General features: G+C 62.4%; 17 protein-coding genes. 13 read left to right on the forward strand and 4 right to left on the reverse strand.

From position 1 onward, the window contains the following. Positions 1-12 precede the first annotated feature (12 nt). Genes ACQ66M_RS14075 through ACQ66M_RS14085 form a run of 3 tightly spaced genes read right to left on the reverse strand, consistent with a single transcriptional unit; the run spans position 13 to position 2975 of the window. On the reverse strand, positions 13-966 hold the full coding sequence (locus tag ACQ66M_RS14075) for an L-threonylcarbamoyladenylate synthase (protein ID WP_430404582.1): 954 nt from the start codon (positions 964-966) through the stop codon (positions 13-15). Between the two features lie 25 nt (positions 967-991). Next, entirely contained in the window at positions 992-2212 is a 1221-nt protein-coding gene (locus ACQ66M_RS14080) for a cytochrome b/b6 domain-containing protein (RefSeq protein WP_430404584.1), read from the reverse strand. Between the two features lie 19 nt (positions 2213-2231). Further along, the gene (locus ACQ66M_RS14085) at positions 2232-2975 is read right to left on the reverse strand and encodes a YceI family protein (protein ID WP_430404586.1); all 744 of its coding nucleotides are present in this window, start codon (positions 2973-2975) and stop codon (positions 2232-2234) included. A gap of 122 nt (positions 2976-3097) precedes the next feature. Here ACQ66M_RS14085 and ACQ66M_RS14090 point away from each other — a divergent pair, with 122 nt between their 5' ends. The 13 genes from ACQ66M_RS14090 (at position 3098) to ACQ66M_RS14150 (ending at position 16927) form a co-directional block, all read left to right on the forward strand. After that, entirely contained in the window at positions 3098-4870 is a 1773-nt protein-coding gene (locus ACQ66M_RS14090) for an acyl-CoA dehydrogenase (RefSeq protein ID WP_430404588.1), read from the forward strand. A 69-nt stretch (positions 4871-4939) separates the two neighbouring features. Beyond that, positions 4940-5905, forward strand: a complete 966-nt coding sequence (locus tag ACQ66M_RS14095; protein WP_430404590.1) for a pseudouridine synthase — start codon at positions 4940-4942, stop codon at positions 5903-5905. 54 nt (positions 5906-5959) lie between these two features. Then, positions 5960-7024: an MBL fold metallo-hydrolase gene (locus ACQ66M_RS14100; protein ID WP_430404591.1), complete on the forward strand. Its 1065-nt coding sequence runs from the start codon at positions 5960-5962 to the stop codon at positions 7022-7024. Positions 7025-7147: 123 nt separating this feature from the next. Beyond that, positions 7148-8002, forward strand: coding sequence for a signal peptidase I (gene lepB / locus ACQ66M_RS14105; RefSeq protein WP_350171524.1), 855 nt, complete (start codon positions 7148-7150; stop codon positions 8000-8002). A 126-nt stretch (positions 8003-8128) separates the two neighbouring features. Further along, positions 8129-8737: a histidine phosphatase family protein gene (locus ACQ66M_RS14110; protein WP_430404593.1), complete on the forward strand. Its 609-nt coding sequence runs from the start codon at positions 8129-8131 to the stop codon at positions 8735-8737. Between the two features lie 68 nt (positions 8738-8805). Then, entirely contained in the window at positions 8806-9051 is a 246-nt protein-coding gene (locus ACQ66M_RS14115) for an exodeoxyribonuclease VII small subunit (protein ID WP_350171526.1), read from the forward strand. Positions 9052-9064: 13 nt separating this feature from the next. Continuing rightward, the gene (locus tag ACQ66M_RS14120) at positions 9065-9961 is read left to right on the forward strand and encodes a polyprenyl synthetase family protein (RefSeq protein ID WP_350171527.1); all 897 of its coding nucleotides are present in this window, start codon (positions 9065-9067) and stop codon (positions 9959-9961) included. Positions 9962-10037: 76 nt separating this feature from the next. Then, complete coding sequence (gene dxs / locus ACQ66M_RS14125; protein ID WP_430404595.1) at positions 10038-11960, forward strand: 1-deoxy-D-xylulose-5-phosphate synthase; 1923 nt, start codon at positions 10038-10040, stop codon at positions 11958-11960. Between the two features lie 49 nt (positions 11961-12009). After that, on the forward strand, positions 12010-12618 hold the full coding sequence (locus ACQ66M_RS14130; protein WP_430404597.1) for a hypothetical protein: 609 nt from the start codon (positions 12010-12012) through the stop codon (positions 12616-12618). A 119-nt stretch (positions 12619-12737) separates the two neighbouring features. Then, positions 12738-13397: a hypothetical protein gene (locus ACQ66M_RS14135; RefSeq protein WP_430404599.1), complete on the forward strand. Its 660-nt coding sequence runs from the start codon at positions 12738-12740 to the stop codon at positions 13395-13397. Between the two features lie 152 nt (positions 13398-13549). Beyond that, on the forward strand, positions 13550-15301 hold the full coding sequence (locus ACQ66M_RS14140) for a class I adenylate-forming enzyme family protein (protein WP_430404601.1): 1752 nt from the start codon (positions 13550-13552) through the stop codon (positions 15299-15301). Continuing rightward, a complete protein-coding gene (locus ACQ66M_RS14145; protein ID WP_430404603.1) occupies positions 15298-15960 on the forward strand; it encodes a DUF938 domain-containing protein in 663 nt (220 codons plus the stop codon). The genes ACQ66M_RS14140 and ACQ66M_RS14145 overlap by 4 nt, the downstream gene beginning before the upstream one ends. 49 nt (positions 15961-16009) lie before the next feature. Beyond that, positions 16010-16927 carry a 5'-nucleotidase, lipoprotein e(P4) family gene (locus ACQ66M_RS14150; RefSeq protein WP_430404605.1) on the forward strand — a complete coding sequence of 306 codons (918 nt, stop codon included), beginning with the start codon at positions 16010-16012 and terminating at the stop codon, positions 16925-16927. Here ACQ66M_RS14150 and metG read toward each other — a convergent pair. Beyond that, positions 16924-18663, reverse strand: a complete 1740-nt coding sequence (gene metG, locus ACQ66M_RS14155) for a methionine--tRNA ligase (RefSeq protein ID WP_430404607.1) — start codon at positions 18661-18663, stop codon at positions 16924-16926. The two genes, ACQ66M_RS14150 and metG, sit on opposite strands and share 4 nt — an antisense overlap. Positions 18664-18766: the final 103 nt, after the last annotated feature.

The following is an 18766-nucleotide window of genomic DNA, read 5'->3' on the forward strand; positions in this document are numbered from 1 at the left end:
GCGGTGAAAAGGTCAGTCGCGATGCGCGGCGCGGGCGAGCCGGTCATTGATCGCTTCGCCAAGTCCGGTCTGGGGAATGGGGGCCACGGCGATGCGCTCATACCGGAAATCCAGATCACGCAGCATGGCGAACAGGTTGGCCGCCGCTTCGGCAAGGTCGCCGGACGGGGAGAGATTGTCCTTGCGGGGGCAATGATCGCCAAAGCCGAGATAGCCTTCGCCGGACATGGGCGTCGCGGCGTTGAGGCGCAGGCTGGCGCGCGGGGCATAGTGGCTCTTGAGCTGGCCGGGCGCATTGATGCTGGCATTAGTTTCCAGGCGGGTAAGGGGCTGGCCGAGAAACGCTTCCAGGTCATCGGTAGCAATCGCGCCCGCCCGCAGGAGGACGGGTGCCTCACCAGCAAAGGAGACGATTGTGGATTCCAGTCCGCGGGCGCATGGCCCGCCATCAAGGATCATGGCGACGCGGCCCGCGAGGTCTGCGCGGACATGTTCGGCCGTGGTCGGGCTGACATGGCCAGACCGGTTGGCCGAGGGGGCAACGAGAGGGTCGCCGAATTTTTCCAGCAGGGCCTGTGCCACCGGATGGGCCGGACGGCGCAGCGCGATCGTGTCCAGCCCGGCGCGGGCGAGGTCGCAGACCTTGCCGGTTTGTGCGACAGGCAGGACGAGCGTGAGCGGGCCCGGCCAGAAGTGTTCCGCAGTCTTGCGGGCGAGGGGACTGAACACCGCTTCGCGCTCGGCGATTTGCTGCGAGGCGACGTGTGCGATGAGCGGGTTGAAGCGCGGGCGGCCCTTGGCTTCGTACAGGCCTGCAACGGCGTCGGCATTCGTGCCGTCACAGGCGAGGCCATAGACGGTTTCCGTGGGCATGGCGACGAGGCCGCCCATGCGCAGGATGTCTGCAGCACGGGCGAGCGATTCCTGGGTCGGGGGCAGCACGCTTGCGGTCATTGGCGCGCCCATAGCACTGCCCTGCCTTGCGCGGAACCTATTTGCGGGTTGCCTCGCCTGTCACGGTGACGGTGACGTCATCGCTGACCCATTCGGCATTGGGATCGGAGATCTGGCCGATCTTCAGGGCCTTGCGATCAAACCGGGCTTCGCCATTGAGCGTGGCGACGTCGCCCTTGATGTCCAGCGTGAAGGTGAGCGGCGTGGTGACCGTGTCGTTCTTGAGGCGCATGGAGGCCGTGGCGGTGTAGCCCGTCTCGGCTTTCGCGAAGTCGGTCAGGCGGACCGTTGCGACGGGATGATGCGAAACGTCGAACCATTCAGGCGCGCGCAGGCTGTCATTATACAATTTCTTGCCGGTTGTGGCCGTGCCGGTCTGTATCTTGACCCGCACATCGGATGTTTCGACAGCATCCGGGAAGAAGGCGACGTCTGCGGTCCAGTCCTTGAAGGTGCCTGAGAATGTATTGCCGTCATGCATGCCCGAGAAACGAATCTCGGATTTGGAATAATCGACCGTCCAGTTGGGTTCGGGCGCTGTCTCGCTGGTGGCGACAGCTGTTTCCTGTTCAAGCGGGGGCGGGGCAGCCTTGTCCGGCGTGCTGGATTGCGCCAGGACGGGGCCTGCTGCAATCAGGGCGAACAGGAGCGCGGCGCCACCAAAGGCGATGAAGAATCCGCGCGCCGGTGCGGCGGGTGGCTGGGTCTTGCCAAACAGGCCGGGGATCATGCGTTTCAGGACACCCTCCTCAGACGAGAATTCATGCTTCAGCGCGCCAGCCACATGGAGGGCGAGCAGGGCGATGATAACCCATGCGCCTTTCGAATGCAGCGTTTCGATAATCACATGCGCCAGTTCATTACCGCGCAGACCGGACAGGAATGGCAGGTTCGGCCAGCTGACCGCGCCGAAAAGGACCGTCGGAACCTGGAATTTCGATATCGAGACAAGGATCCAGCCAAAGAGCGGCATCAGGATCATCAGAGCATAGAGGCCGAGATGCACATAGTGCGACGCGATTTTCTCAAGGGGCTTCATCTCGGCCAGAAGGGCCGGCGGTGGGTTCAGCATCCGCCACAGGACCCGCGCCACCGTGAGGAGCAGGATTGTGATCCCGATCGACTTGTGCAGCTGGTAGCGGGTTTCATTCTCGTCCATGTTCCAGCCAAGCCAGATCATGAAGATGATGAGCGCTGCGATAGCCCAGTGAAGGGCTATCGCAACGGCCGTATAGCGAGACGAGCTATGCTTGAACATGTGTTGTTATTCCAGCTGCCTATTCCGCGTCCGTTGGCGCGTCGGCTGGTGCGACCACTTCGCCGAATTCAGCTTCGATGATCACTTCGACTTCGTCACCGACATAGGGCGTGCCAGCGGTAAGGCCGAAATCGGACCGTGTCAGCGTGGTGGTGGCCGAGAAGCCGATATTGTCTGCTTCCGGGGCCCATGGGAACTGTGCGACGCCATTGTATTTCACGTCGAGCGTGACCGGCTTTGTCACGCCGAGGAATGTCAGGTCGCCGGTGACTGTGCCGGTATCCGGGCCGGTCTTGATGATGGCGGTCGAGGTGAAGGTGATTTCGGGGAACGCGCTCGCATTGAAGTAATCACCGCTCTGGCCGAGGTGTTCGTTCCAGCTTTCGAAGCCGCTGTCGGCGTGGCCGGCCTTGTAGTCGCCGCTATAGTCGGTTTCGACCGATGCCGGGTCGATTCGTGCTGTGAGTGATGTGGCGGCCGCGTCGTCTGGGTTGAAAACCAGCGTCGCGTCGAAATTCGTGAATCGGGCGGTATAGTTGGACAGTCCAAGGTGCTTGACGCGCCAGATCAGCGAGGCGTGGGTCGGATCGAGCTTGTAGGTTGCCGCTTTGCCGTATGTGACCTCCACGGCGGCGTCAGCCGGGGCTGCTTCGGGCGCGGCAGCGGGTACCGCCGGCGCAGCCTCGGCTGAGCTGGCGGGTGCGGTCGGGGCGCCGCACGCGACGAGTGCGAGCGCGGAAGCGGATGCTAGGATAAGGCGCATGATGGTAACTCCTGGGAATTGGGTTGCGGATAGGCACTTCAGGTCTGTACTTGGACCATGGCCGCTGGCGCTGTTACTGCTTATCCCGAATAACAACTATTCACAATCCGGAGACCGGCCAGATGCCCTATGATGCCCCCCTTGATGAAATGGCTTTCACGCTTGAGGCTGTTGCGGGTTTGAAGCGTCTGGAAGGCCTTGCGGGTCTTGAGGCCTATGATCCTGAACTGGTCATGCCGATCCTGGAAGAGGCCGGCAAGCTGGCGCGGGACGTGCTGGCACCGCTAAACCAGAGCGGCGATTCGCAAGGCGTGGTGCTGACTGAGGACGGCGTGAAGGCCGCGCCGGGCTTTGCCGAGGCGTATGCGGCGTTCCGCGATGGCGGCTGGATGGGGCTGACGGCGCCGGAGAAATGGGGCGGTCAGGGCCTGCCCAAGGCCCTCTCGCTGGCGGTGATGGAAATGTTCCATGCGGCGAACATGGCGTTCGCCCTGTGTCCGATGCTGAGTTTCGGCGCCGTCGATGCGCTTCTGGCGCATGGCACGGATGAGCTGAAGGTGGCCTACCTGCCAAACCTGGTTGCCGGAACCTGGACGGGGACGATGAACCTGACCGAGCCGCAGGCGGGAAGCGATGTGGGTGCACTGAAGACCAAGGCCGTGCCGCAGGAAGACGGCAGCTATGCGGTCAGCGGCCAGAAAATCTATATCACATGGGGCGACCACGATGTGGCCGAGAATATCGTGCACCTCGTGCTGGCGCGCCTGCCGGATGCACCGGCGGGGTCGCGCGGCGTATCGCTGTTCCTGGTGCCGAAATTCCTGCTGAAGGATGATGGCACGCCGGGCGCGCGCAACGGGGCAAAGTGCATCGGCCTCGAGAAGAAGATGGGCATTCATGCCTCTCCGACCTGCGTGATGGAATATGACAATGCCAGAGGCTGGCTGATCGGCGAGCCGAACAAGGGCCTCGCCTGCATGTTCACGATGATGAATTCCGCCCGATTGGGTGTTGGCGTGCAGGGCGTGGCGGTGGGTGAGGCCGCTTACCAGACGGCGTTTGCGTATGCGCAGGAGCGTAAGCAGGGCAAGGTGGCGGGCGTCGACGGGCCCGCCCCGATCCTGCACCATGCGGATGTGCGCCGTTCACTGACAACGATGCGGGCCCGCGTCGCGGCGGCGCGCTCGATCTGCTATGCCTGCGCCGTGGCGGCGGACCTGGCCGAGGCCTCGCCGGATGAAGATGTGCGCGCGGCGGCGAAACTGCGCGAAGACCTGCTGACGCCGATTGCCAAGGCTTGGTCGACGGACATGGGCGTCGAGGTCGCGAGCCTGGGTGTGCAGGTGCATGGCGGCATGGGCTTCATGGACGAGACGCTGGCGGCGCAGCTCTACCGGGACTCACGGATTGCGCCGATCTATGAAGGCACGAACGGCATCCAGGCGATTGACCTGGTCGGGCGCAAGCTGAGCGGAACGAATGGGGAGTCGATGCGGGTGATGCTGGGCGAGGTCGAGGCGACGGCGGCGGCCGCGCGGGCGACGAATGATCCGCAACTCGTGCAGATTGCCGACCGGTTGCGCGCGGGTGCCGACGCCTTGCGCGAAGCGAGCGACTGGATGCTGGGGCAGATGAAGGGCCGTGAGCAGGACAAGGCGCTGGCAGGGGCGACGGCCTATCTGGAGCTGGCAGGCGATGTGATCGGCGGGCATTACCTGACGCAGGCGGCAGTGGCCGCGCGCAGCAGCGAAGGCGCTGCACGGGCCCGGCGGCTGGCGCTCGCAGGGTTTTTTGCCGAGACAGCGCTGGCAGCCGCGCCGGGCAAGGTGGCCAGCATCACCGAGGGCGGCAGCCGGTTCCTGGAGAATTCCGAAGCGCTGTTCGGTATCGCCTGACCGCTTGCTGGCGCGCAGCTGCGCCGATAAGAGGGGCATCTGACCCCTGCAAGACTGGAATGCCGCACAATGGCGTGGACCAAGACCTATAGCGGCGCGGAGCCGATGCGCGTCAACAAGTGGCTGGCGACCGAGGGCGTGTGCTCGCGGCGTGAAGCTGATGCGCTGATCGAAAAGGGCCTGGTCAAGATTGACGGCAATGTATTGACCGAAGCGGGCTACCGAATCGAGGACGGCCAGACGCTGACCCTGACCGAGAAGGCGGCCCGGCGGCTGGATAATCAGCTGTCGCTGATGTTCCACAAGCCGGTGGGCATTGTGTCCGGCACGCCGGAAGCGGGCGAGATTCCCGCTGTGCGCCTGATCAATGAGGAAAGCCTGTCGGGCCGGGCGCATGCCATTCCTGGGCGCAATAACCGGCTGGCCCCGCTCGGGCGACTCGACAAGGATTCGCGCGGCCTGCTCATCCTGTCGGAAGATGGTGTACTGGCCAAGGCGCTGATCGGGCCGGAAAGCAAGCTGGAGAAGGAGTATCACGTCAAGGTGCGCGGCGACGTGACGGAGGACAAGCTGAAGCAGTTGCGTCACGGCCTTGAGCTGGACGGGCGGCAGCTGCGACCGGCAAGCGTGACGGTGATCAAGGGCAATGAGCTGAAATTCATCCTGCGCGAAGGGCGTAACCGCCAGATCCGGCGGATGTGCGACCTGGTCGACCTGCGCGTGATTGACCTGGTGCGGACCCGGATCGGGCCGCTGTCGCTGGCGGGCCTGCCTGAGGGCAAGTGGCGCCCGATCAGTGCGCGCGAGCGGGATGAACTGTTGCGCTGGGAAGCGCAGGGCTTTTCAGCGGAACCGGCGGCGCCTGTCGTGGTTGAGCGCAAGCGCCCGCTGCCCGCGGGCAAACGCCCGACCGGACCGGGCAAGAAGCCGGCCGGCAAACCGCGCGGCGACAGCTCGCCAGCCAAGCTGAAGCCGGCTGAAACCAAGTTCAAGCGCACCAAACTGGCCCCGCGCAAGCGGACGCCGATCAAATAGGCACTGACCCGGCGTGATGGCTCGACGGGCCCGAGCGGTGGCATATGCTGACTTATGGACGGATTCCAGACACCCAAACCCAAGCGCCCCAAGCTCGACTATCCCCATGGCGACACCATACCGGGACTGGGCGAGACGATCGCGGTGGCGCCGGGGATCGAATGGGTCAGCATGCCGCTGCCCTTCGCGCTCAAATTCATCAATCTCTGGCTGATTGATGATGGCGACGGCTGGACGATTGTGGACACCGGAATGCCGCTGAAGGAAACGCGGGATGCGTGGAAGCGCCTGCTGGATGCGCGCGTCACGCCGAACAAGCCGCTGAAGCGGGTACTGGTGACGCATATGCACCCCGACCATGTCGGGTGCGCAGGCTGGCTGTGCTACAAGTATGGCGCTGAACTGTGGATGAGCCGGCTGGAATACATCACCTGCCGGATGCTGGTGTCGGATACCGGACGTGAAGCACCCAGGACTGGGATCGACTTTTACCGGCGCGCAGGCTGGGACGATGCCCAGATCGACAATTACAAGGAGCGGTTTGGCGGTTTCGGGCGCGGTGTTAGCCAAATGCCCGATGCGTTCGAGCGCCTCTCGGATGGCGATACGTTCCGAATGGGCGGGCAGAACTGGGAAGTGATCACCGGAAACGGCCATTCACCGGAGCATTCATGCCTGTATTGCCCGGACCTGAACGTGCTGATCTCGGGCGACCAGCTGTTGCCGCGCATTTCGTCCAATGTGTCGGTGCACCCGACCGAGCCGAACGCGAACCCGTTGCTGGACTGGATGGCGAGTTGCGAAAGGCTGCTGGAGCGGCTGCCGCCGGACGTGTTGGTGCTGCCAGCCCATAATGAGCCTTTCCGGGGTGCCCATGAACGCCTGCGCCATCTGATAGACGGTCATGAGACGGCCCTGTCGCGCCTGCATGGACGGCTGCAGAAGGGACCGTTGATGGTGACAGACACGTTCACCACCCTGTTCGGCCGGGCGATCAAGCCGGATGAAGTGGGCATGGCGACCGGCGAGGCCATTGCCCACCTGAACTGCATGATTCATCGCGGCGACGTCACGTCAGCCGTGGGCGAGGACGGAATCGCGCGCTACCGGCTGGTCTGAATACCTGCCAGTTTGCCGGACAGTATGGGCCTTTTGCAGCGGCAAGGCGGATTTCAGCTTCGCAACTGAAGCGGCTTTCGTCTAAGAAGTCGGCTGACAACAGGCAGATCAGGTGAGGCCGCGATGGCACGAGATGGCGACAAGGCCGACAAGCACGAGGATGAAGACCTGACCTTCGCCGAAAAGGTGAAGCGTGAGTTGAAGGAATGGGGCGTGACGCTGGCCGTCTTCGTCCCGATCTTCATGATCTTCTCGGGCCTGTTTTACGAGCAGCGTGTCATTCCATCCGAGAGCATGGTGCCGACGCTGGAAGTGGGCGACCGGGTGGCCGTGGCGAAATTTGCCTATGGTTATGACCGGTATTCCCTGCCTTTCAGCCTTGGACGTTACCTGCCCATACCGGAGGGGCGCATTTTTGCGCGTGACCCCAAATTCGGTGATGTGGTTGTCTTCGAGCACACGCATACAGGCCGGGTGATGATCAAGCGGATCATGGGCCTGCCGGGCGATTCCATCCAGATGGTCGGGGAACAGGTGATCCGCAACGGCGCACCCGTCGACAGCGAGTTCATTCGGACGCTTCGCTACAAGCCGCACACCGAAAGCCGCAGCGTCACGGCATATGAGTGGCGCGAGACCGCGCCGGACGGTGCGACCTGGCTGACCCATCGCCAGGAAAAGGGTGACCGGGGGGACAATACTGTCCTGTTTGAAGTGCCTGAGGGTCACCTGTTCCTGATGGGCGATAACCGGGACAACTCGCTCGATAGCCGCTTCCTGTCCGGCCATTGTCCGCCGATTGACGGCGTCGTGGCGCGGGTCGGCTGCCCGCTCAGCGTCGAGTCTGACCGGGCTTCCGTAGGCTTTGTGCCGCTCGATCACCTGATCGGGCGGGCCGAAACAGTGATCATGACAATGCACCGTTGCAAGCTGGAGGAAGACCAGCCCTGCAAGAAGCGCGTATGGCGCGGTCTGTAAGCCATATACCACAACAGGTTGCGGTATGAGCGGGCGATTGACGCCTTGCCGCATGCGGCCAACACCGCTAGTGGCATTTCCTGAACCGGGCTCGCCGAGCCCTGTGTGCGTTTGAAGACAGGCTTTATGGCGATGCCCGACACGACATCGACAGGATCCCGGCGCGGCCCGATTGTGGTCTCGCGGCATGGGCGGCCCGTACTCGACCGGACAGCTGGCCCGCGTCTCGGCTGGCGCGACTACAAGGACTGGTGGGACCGCTACGAGGAAAGTCCGCTGCGCGATGACCAGGAAGCGCCCGAGGCGCTGAAGGCAATCGTGGCGGATGCAACGGTTGTGTTTGCGTCAGCGCGTATCCGGGCACAGGAAACAGCCCAGCGCGCCGCGCCGCACCTGGGTGCGATCCATGATCCTGTCTTCAACGAGGCGCCTTTGCCGCCGCCGCGCCTCATGGGTGTGCGATACTTGCCGAAGACCTGGAATATTCTGGCGCGGGCTGCATGGCTGAGCGGGCATTCGCTTGATGGCGAAAGCGTCTCGCAGGCACGCCTTCGCGCTGCGCTGGCGGCCGAAAAGCTGCACCGGGCATCCGAGGGCGAAAAGGTTTATCTGGCGGCGCATGGCTGGTTCAACCGGATGCTGCGGCCCGAGATCAAGAAGCTCGGCTGGCGATGCGTGCATGATGGCGGTGACAGCTACTGGAGCCACCGCATCTACGAATACACCGGCAAGTAACCGCTTAGAGGTTGTGGACGTCCGGCGTGCGCTCTAGTGTCGTTGCGAACGAACACGGGCGAACCATGATGGCTGATGCAAAAGAAAAACCGGTCGACAAGATGAGCTTTGAAGAAGCGCTCGGCGAGCTGGAAGGCATCGTCAAGCAGCTGGAAGCGGGCGAAGTCGAGCTGGAAAAGTCGATCACGATCTATGAGCGTGGCGCCGCGCTGAAGGCCCATTGCGAGTCGCGACTGAAGTCTGCGGAACTGAAAGTGGAGCAGATCGTCCAGGGCGTCGGGGGTGTTACGACCGAGCCGGCTGGCTTTGAATAGGGCCGATGATCCCATGGACGACGACGCCGACTTCGAGCTGCGCCTGAAGGAGGTTGCCGACAAGGTTACGGTGGCGCTTGACCAGTTGATCCCGCCTGCCAGCGGCCCCGAAGCGAACCTGATGCGCGCGATGCGCCACGCGGCACTCGCCAATGGCAAACGCATGCGTCCGTTCTTCCTGCTGGAAACCGGCGCCATGTTCGATGCGCCCGAGAAAAGCCTGCTGCGTGCGGCTGCCGCACTGGAATGCGTGCACACGTATTCGATGGTGCATGACGACCTGCCCTGCATGGATGATGACGATTTCCGGCGGGGCCAGCCGACGGTCCACAAGGCTTTCAACGAGGCGACTGCCGTACTGGCTGGCGATGCGCTGCTGACCCTGGCCTTCAAGATACTGGCGTCCAGCGAAACGCATGATGATGCAAGCGTGCGTACCATGCTGATCGAGCGGCTGGCCGATGCGGCAGGCGCACGGGGCATGGTCGGCGGCCAGATGATCGACATGCTGGAAGAGGACAGCCCACGCGACCTCAACACGATTACGCGTATGCAGCGCCTGAAGACGGGTGCACTGATTTCATATGCGACAGAGGCGGCCGGGCTGATCGGCGGGGCGCGCGAGACGGAACGCAATGCACTGGCCGGCTTTTCAAATGATCTGGGACTGGCCTACCAGATCGCCGACGACCTGCTGGATGCCACCGGCGAAGAAGCCGAGGTCGGCAAGCCGCTGCGGACCGACGAAGGAGCCGGAAAAGCCAATTTCGTCACGCTTCTGGGGGTCGACGGTGCCAGGCAACGTGTGCGGCTTCTCGCCGCTCAATCGAAGGAACACCTCGCAATCTTCCGCAATCGTGCCGATATTCTGCTGCAATCGGTCGATTTTGTATTGGATAGAACCCGTTAAACAGGGCGAGTCATAGATATAACAGAACGCGACCCGATGTCTGACGGTACGCAACTATTCAAGGGTCCATGAGAAGATGACCGAACACAGCCCGAACCGGCTACTGGATGCGATCAATTCGCCCGACGACCTGAAAGGTCGTTCGCGTGCCGAATTGAAACAGATCGCGCAGGAAGTCCGTGAGGAAGTCATCGATGTCGTGTCCGTGACGGGCGGCCATCTCGGATCCGGGCTGGGCGTGGTTGAACTGACCGTGGCCATTCACGCCGTCTTTGATGCGCCTGACGACAAGCTGATCCTGGACGTGGGCCATCAGTGCTATCCGCACAAGATCCTCACCGGACGCCGCGACCAGATGCGCACCCTGCGCCAGGGCGGTGGCCTGTCCGGCTTCACCAAGCGTGACGAGAGCGAATTCGATCCGTTCGGCGCAGCGCACGCATCGACGTCGATTTCGGCCGGTTTCGGCTTTGCCAAGGCGCGTGACCTGCAAGGCAAGGACAATAATGTCATCTGCCTGATCGGCGATGGCGCGATGACGGCCGGCATGGCCTATGAAGCGATGAACAATGCGGGCGCCGACAAGTCGCGCCTGATCGTCATCCTGAACGACAATGACATGTCGATCGCCCCGCCGGTCGGGGCGATGAGCAATTACCTGTCCAAGCTGGTATCGTCACGGCCCTATCGCGGCCTGCGGCGGATCGCCAAGAAAGTGATCAGCCCGATTGGCCTGGAATCGCCTGCGCGCCGCGCCGAGGAATATCTGCGCGGATTCGCCATGGGCGGAACGATGTTCGAGGAACTGGGCTTCTACTATGTGGGCCCGATTGACGGACACGATCTCGATACGCTGATCCCGATCCTGGAAAACGTGAAGGCCATGCGCGAGGGCCCGATCCTGATCCATGCCGTGACGCAGAAGGGCAAAGGCTACTCGCATGCCGAGAATTCTGCCGACAAGTATCACGGCGTATCGAAGTTCTCGGTCATCACGGGCGAGCAAGCCAAGGCCAAGCCCAAGGCGCCTGCCTACCAGAAAGTGTTCGGCCAGACGCTCACCCGGCTTGCCGAGACGGATGACAAGATCTGTGTGATTACCGCAGCGATGCCTTCAGGCACGAGCACCGATATATTTGAAGCCGCGTTTCCAGGCCGGAGCTTTGATGTCGGCATTGCCGAACAGCATGCAGTCACGTTCGCGGCGGGGCTTGCAGCCGACGGCATGCGGCCTTTCGCGGCGATCTATTCGACCTTCCTGCAGCGTGGCTATGACCAGGTCGTGCACGATGTGGCGATCCAGCGGCTGCCGGTCCGCTTTGCGATTGACCGAGCGGGGCTGGTCGGCGCCGACGGGCCCACGCATGCAGGCAGTTTCGACATTGGCTATCTTGGCGCACTGCCGGGCATGGTGTGCATGGCAGCCTCCGACGAACTGGAACTGGCGCGCATGGTGGTGACCGCCGCGCAGATTGATGACCGGCCAAGCGCCTTTCGTTATCCACGCGGCGAAGGCATTGGCGTCGAGATTCCCGAGTCGATTGCGCCCCTGGAAATCGGTAAGGGCCGTATCCTGCGCGAGGGCACCACGATTGCGTTGCTGTCCTATGGCACGCGCCTGCAAGAGGCGCTGAAGGCGGCCGAGATGCTCTCGGCGCAGGGCCTGTCCGTTACGGTGGCCGATGCGCGTTTTGCCAAGCCGCTGGATGCCGATCTTGTCGAGCGCCTGGCGAAGGAACACGAAGTGCTGATCACGCTTGAAGAGGGAGCGACCGGTGGATTTGGCAGCTTCGTTCTGGAGCATCTCGCAAAGGTCGGCGCGCTGGACCGGGGATTGAAGATTCGCCCCATGACGCTGCCGGACGTGTTCCAGAACCAGGATACGCCCCAGGCCATGTATGAAGAGGCTGGATTGACGGCCCGGCACATTGCGGCCCGCGCCATCGAAGCGCTGGGACGCGGAGATATCGCTGAAATAGACCGTCTCGCCAGCGCATGACGGAAATGCAATTTGTTCGGCACGGCAGACCCGGAGTAGTGTCTGCCGCATGACAAAACAATTAAACCTTTGGCTGGCCTTCATCATGGCGGCGTTCCTTGCGGCCTGCGCCACGGCCCCTGCAAGTATGGGCCCCGCCTTCGAGACAGCGATGGTTGAGGCCAGGAGCAACAGCAATCCCTACGCCGCCGATGACACGCTGTCTGGACTGTTGGAGAATACGAACCTGAGCGAGGACCAGCGCGCCCGCGCGCTGTATGCGCGTGGCAGCTTGCGCCGACAGGCGGGCGATGACCGCCGGGGTGCTGTCGAGGATTTTGACGCGATGCTGAAATTGGCGCCTGAGCACGCGCTCGCACCCAATGCCAGGGAAGAACTGGCTTTCGCTCAGACCGATGTCGAGACGATTGAAGTGGGCCTGTCGCGGCCCCTGAACCTGTCGCAGTGGTTCAACAGCATGTGGGTGCTTGGCGAGCATGCTGAAGCGGCGGGACGATACCGCACGTCGGGCCTGAGTCCGAACGAAGCCGAACTTGCCAAGCTGGTCGCGGCTGGCTTTGTTTGTGAAGACAGGAACGGCGCGGCGCCTGTCTACACGATGGGCGACATGCGACCTGACCTTGAGAACAAGCACTGGTGTGGTGCGCCGGGGGTTTGACGTTGGGCACATTGCAAGAAACACACTTTCTTCACAAATCCGCCCTGTCTCCGCACATGTTCAGCGGCTAGGGGTGGATCGCCGACATATTTCCCCACACCCTGATGGAGTCCAAACAGATGATCCGCACCCCTCTTTTCCTTGCTGCCTCAGCCGTCCTGCTGGCCGCATGTGCCTCTGCCCCGGAAACACCAGGGATTCCGGGCGGCAGCGATACGACGTCCGCCGCAGCCATTCCGGATTCTGCTTTTGAACTGGCCATGCAGACGGTCGAAGGACTGGTTGAAGCGGGCAATACCCAGGCGGCGCTTGACCGCCTGACCCAATTGCTGGGCAGCCCGGCGCTGACACGGGATGAATACGCCGAAGCCCTGTTCCGCCGCGGCGAGATCCGGTTTGGTCCGCACGGCTATGATGCAATCGGTGCCGTTGAGGACTTCGAGGAAATCACGGATTCATATGGCGATACGGCCTGGTACACGGCAGCCCTGCCAATGCTGGATTCTGCGCGCGGCAAGGTGACGACCCTTGAAGGCCAGCTGTCGCAACCCGAGACGAGCCGGCTTCAGAAGTTCAACTTCATGATGGAGCTGGGCATGCATCAGGACGCCATCGACCTGATGATCGCCAATGACCTTTCGCCTGATAATGATGCGTTGATTGCGATGTACGATATCGGCTATCTCTGCGAGGGCGAGGAACTTACCGGGCGGGCCTATGACGCCGTGGAGCAGGACGGTACGCCGCGTACGCTGCGATTCTGCGATTTCGGAAAATAGGTCGTTTGCGACAACCTGCCTCCAAATGCCCCGTTGCTTTGGCAATGGGGTATTTTTTTGCCTGAATACGCCCGTTTCCAACACAAGGGCACTTTAAACCCCTCATGGGGCGTGGTTTCTGTAGGTCAGCAAAAAACACCGGAGGAAACCGAATGCCCGCAGAGACAGTCACACCTGCCTGGCCCGTCATATCGATTGCTGATGCCAATGCTGCCCTTGCGGCCCCCGGCTCTCCGCTGGAACTGGTCGATGGTGAAGTGAATGGCGTCAAATTGAAAATTTACGCCAACGCGCCGCCGACAATCCGGTCGATCCTGGAAATGGCGGCGGCCACATGGCCGGAACGCGACTACATCGTCTACGAGAGCGAGCGGGTGACGTTCAAGGCGATGATGCTGGCGGTGCAGAACTTCGCGGCCGTCCTGCGCGACACTTACGGAATCGGGAAGGGTGACCGCGTTGCGATAATCATGCGCAACTATCCGCAATGGCCGGTGGCGTTCTTTGCCGCGTCCAGCCTGGGGGCAATTGCAACGCCGATGAATTCCTGGTGGACGGGTGAGGAACTTGAATACGGCCTTTCATTTGCCGGTGTGAAGCTGGCCGTTGTCGACGGGCAGATTTTTGAACGCCTGCGGGACCACCTCAAGGACTTGCCGGAGCTGGAGCACGTCGTCGTCGCCCGGGACAAGGGCGAGGAACACAATGATCCGCGCGTCGCCAGTCTTGAACAATATATCGGTGAGGCCAACAGCTGGGCCAGCCTGAAGGAAATTGGCCTGCCGGACGTGGAACTGCTGCCGGATGATGACGCCACGATCATGTACACGTCAGGAACGACCGGGAAGCCGAAAGGCGCGTTGGCGTCGCACCGGGCTGTCATCTCCAACATGTTCAACTCGTCGACCTGCCAGGCGCGCATGCTGCTGCGCCGGGGCGAAGCCATTCCTGAGCCCGACCCCAATGAGCAGGGCGCGACGCTGCTGGCGATTCCGTTCTTCCACGCGACGGGGGCGTTCGCGATCCTGATACCGTCCATGATGCGCGGCGACAAGATTGTCTCCATGTACAAATGGGATGCTGGTGAAGCCCTGCCAATCATCGAGCGGGAAAAGGTCACGTCCGTAGGCGGAGTGCCGGCAATTGCCTGGCAACTGCTGGAGCATCCCGAACGAGACCAGTATGACCTGTCCTCGATCAAGGCGATTTCCTATGGGGGCGCGCCGTCTGCGCCGGAACTCGTTTCCACGATCAAAAAGCGATTCCCGGATGCGGCCCCCGGCAATGGCTGGGGCATGACGGAAACCTGCGCGACAGCGACGCTGAACATTGGCGAGGATTACGTGAACCGGCCGGACAGTGCCGGAGCGCCGCCCAACGCGGTCGAGCTGAAAGTGTGTGACCCGGACGGCAACGCGCTGCCGCAGGGCGAAGTGGGCGAACTGTGGTGCAAGAGCCCGTCGAACTGCAAACGCTACTGGAATCGGCCGGAAGCAACTGCAGAGACGTTTCGCGATGGCTGGGTCGTGACGGGCGACCTTGCTCGCATCGATGAGGAAGGCTTCCTGTTCCTGGTCGACCGGGCCAAGGACATGCTGATCCGCGGCGGCGAGAACATCTATTGTATCGAGGTGGAGAGTGCGCTGTACGACCATCCGGCCGTGATGGATGCCGCGGTTGTCGGCATCCCGCACAAGGTGCTGGGTGAGGAAGTTGGCGCCGTTGTCCAGCTGAAGCCTGGCAAGACGGTATCACAGGACGAGCTGCGCGCGCATGTCGCGAACCTGCTTGCGGCGTTCAAGGTGCCCGTTGAAATCCAGTTCCAGGACGAGCCGCTGCCGCGCAACGCGAACGGCAAGATTCTGAAGCCGGAACTGCGCGCGAGGTTTACGGCCCGAACATGAGCGAGACGCCCGCCAAACCGGTCGCCCTGGAGACCCGGGAGACCGGCGACCATGGGCGGCGCTTTTCGCCCTCGGTGGCGCGCAATCGCGAGCCCATTCGTGACGTGTTCGCGGCGCATGTGGCGACAACGGGACGTGTGCTGGAGGTAGCATCGGGAACGGGCGAACACGGCGCCTTCCTGACCGATGCATTTGATGGTCTCAACTGGACTTATTCCGATATCGACCCTGCCAGCCTCGACAGCCAGCGGGCCTGGGTGAATGCGGCCGGACATGACCGGCTGAAAGGCCCGCTCGTTCTGGATGCGAGCATGGCTGACTGGGGCGTAGCAGAATCGGTGCGGCCATGGGATGTGCTGGTTTCGATCAACATGATCCATATTGCGCCGATGGCAGCCGTTGAAGGCCTGTTTGCAGGGGCAGGTCGACTGTTGCGTCCGGGTGGCCGGTTGTTCCTGTACGGACCCTATGGCAGGGAAGGCGTCATGGCGCCGTCCAACGCACGCTTCAGCGAAGACCTGAAACAACGCAATCCCGCATGGGGCGTGCGCGATCTGGACCAGGAAGTTCTGCCGCTGGCCTCGCTCGCCAGCCTCGTCTTGCTGGACGTGGTCGTGATGCCGGCAAACAACCTGTCTGTCATTTTCGAGCGGGCATGAGAGAAAAAGTTCAGGTGGACTTTCATGCGCCGCCGTTCGAGAAAGGCGCATGAAACAGATTTTGAGCGTTGCCTTCGTGGCGCTGCTGGCGGCCTGCCAGACGGCGCCGGTTGATACACCCATCGCGGACAGCCCGATTCCGGTGCCGCAAGCTGAAACAGCCCCTGATGCACCTGCGCCGATACCTGGGCACCAATGGCTGTATGGCTCCGCCGAATCCAGTGTGTCGATGCGCCAGACCTGGGCGAGCATCGCAGGATTCGTCGAGGCGAAAGCCGCGAGTGGTCCCAGCCATGGTGTTGTGCTGGCACCGGGTAGCACGCCGGAGCAGCCTTCATTCCTGGCCTGCGAAGGCAAGCCACTGGCCGCCGTGTTCGACGCGGATGAGACCCTGATCTGGAATCTTGGCTCAATGGGCTATTTCACCCGGGCCGGGATCGGGTTCGATCCGGGCGTATGGGATGACTGGGAAAGGACGGGCGCTGGCAAGACCGCGCCTGTTCCGGGCGCATTGGCCGGACTTGACCGTATTCGCGCGGCTGGCGTGACGGTGATTGTCAACACAAACCGGGCGTCTGTGAATGCGGCAGGGACTGTGGATACGCTGAGTGCGGCAGGGATTGGCGATTTCACGCATGGTGAAACGCTGTTTCTGCGTGGTGATGCGCCGGATGGATCCGACAAGGATGGCCGCCGGGCGATGATCGCAGACAAGTATTGCGCAATTGCGCTGGTCGGTGACCAGTTGGGCGATATTGCCGACCCGTTCAATGACAAGACACTGAGCGTGGCCGAACGCCGGGCATTGACGGAGGCTCCATCTGTTGCGGGTCTGTGGGGCAATGGCTGGTTTGTCCTGCCGAACCCGGTCTATGGGCCATCCATTCGCGGCGGATTCGACGAAGTGTTCCCGCCGGAAACGCACTGGGAGCCGACCCCAGAGGGCGAAGCAGACGTGATCAACTAGGGCTGGTCGTTGCCGCTGAACTGTTCGGTCCACGCGGCGACCTGCTCGTCCTCTATCTTCTGGAACAGGACGTCTGGCGGCGTGATGGCATGGCCGCGCGGCAGGGCGTCAAGCAGGGCTGCGTAGTCGGTGCTTTCGCCGAACTTCAGAGTGCGGTTTTCTTCGGGTATTCCCAGCGCATCAAGAATTTTTTCGCCCGTTTCCGGGATGACCGGCAAGGCAAGAATGCCGAACAGGGCAGCGAGGTTCAGGCCTGCGCGCACGCCGACTGCGGCGGCATCGACATCATTCTTGTACTTCACCCAGGGTTCGGCCTTGGTCAGGTATTCGTTGCCAGCGGCCCAGATCGCGCGCGTTTCCGCGGCCGCCTTGCGGAATTCCATGTCTTCGTAATAGCCGAGAAGGCGAGGCAGGCGTTCGGTGAGGTCCGCCACCATCCAGGCTTCCGCTTCGCCCGGCTCGCCGGTTTCCGGCACTTTTCCGTCGAACTTGCTGGCGGCGTACTTGGTGATCCGGTTGACGAAATTGCCAAGCACGTTGGCAAGGTCTGAGTTGACCGCCGCCTGGAAGCCTTCCCATGTGAAGGCCGCGTCGGAGCCTTCCGGCGAGTTGGCGATCAGATACCAGCGCCAATAGTCGGCCGGGAGCAGTTCCAGCGCCTGGTCCATGAAGACGCCGCGCTTGTTGCTGGTGGAGAACTTGCCGCCATACCAGGTGACCCAGTTGAAGGCCTTTAGCTTGTCGACCGTTTTCCACGGCTCACCGCTGCCGAGCAGGGAAACAGGGAAGCTGACCGTGTGGAAGGCGACATTGTCCTTACCCATGAACTGGACGTATTCGGTGTCGTCAGCGCCCTTGTCGGTGCGCCAGAGGGCTTCCCAGTCTCCACCGGTCGCCTCAGCCCATTCCTGGGTTGCCGCGATGTATCCGATGGGCGCGTCGAACCAGACGTAGAAGACCTTGTCTTCGTAGCCGGGTCGCACCGCACCGTCCACGTCCAGCACTTTGACGCCCCATGAGAGGTCGCGCGTGATGGCGCGGGCGATCAGGCCTTCGTCGAGCCATTTATTGGCGATCGAGACGGCGAGGCTGGGCCAGTTGGCGCCCTTGGTGTTGACCCATTGGCGAATGGCGTCCTGGGATTTCTCCTGCAGCAGATAGAGGTGGTTGGTGTCACGGATCTCGATATCCTTGCCGCCTGAGACCGAGGAATAGGGCGCGATCAGGTCGACGGGATCAAGCAGGCGACCGCAATTGTCGCACTGGTCGCCGCGCGCCTTTTCAAAGCCGCAATGGGGGCAGGTGCCTTCGACATAGCGGTCGGGCAGGAATCGGCCGTCATCGACTGAATAGACCTGTTTCGAGGTGCGTTCCTCGATCAGGCCGCGCGCCTCAAGTGCCTGCGCGAAATGCTGTGTCAGGGCGTGATTGGCCGGGCGCGAGGAGCGTCCGAACCAGTCGAAGGACAGGTTGAAGCCTTCGCCCGCCCTGCGCTGGATGGCGTATTGCTCGTCGCAATATTGCTGAACCGGGATCTGCATGGCCTGAGCGGCCAGCTCGGCCGGCGTGCCGTGCTCGTCCGTGGCGCATATATAGGTCACGTCATGGCCCTGCAGGCGCATGACGCGTGCATAGACATCGGCAGGCAGCATGGATCCGGCCAGGTTACCGAGGTGCTTGATGCCGTTGATATAGGGCAGGGCGGAGGTGATCAGGATGCGCCGGGGTCGCGTCATGGGGGTGTTTTCTTTCCGGTTAAGGCATTTTGAGGCATGATTCGGGCCGGTCGCCCGCTGGAACGGGACTTTTAGGCGGGGTGGACCGGAAAAGAAAGAAACT

Origin of the sequence: Hyphomonas sp. (assembly GCF_965284475.1) — a bacterium.
GTDB lineage: Bacteria > Pseudomonadota > Alphaproteobacteria > Caulobacterales > Hyphomonadaceae > Hyphomonas.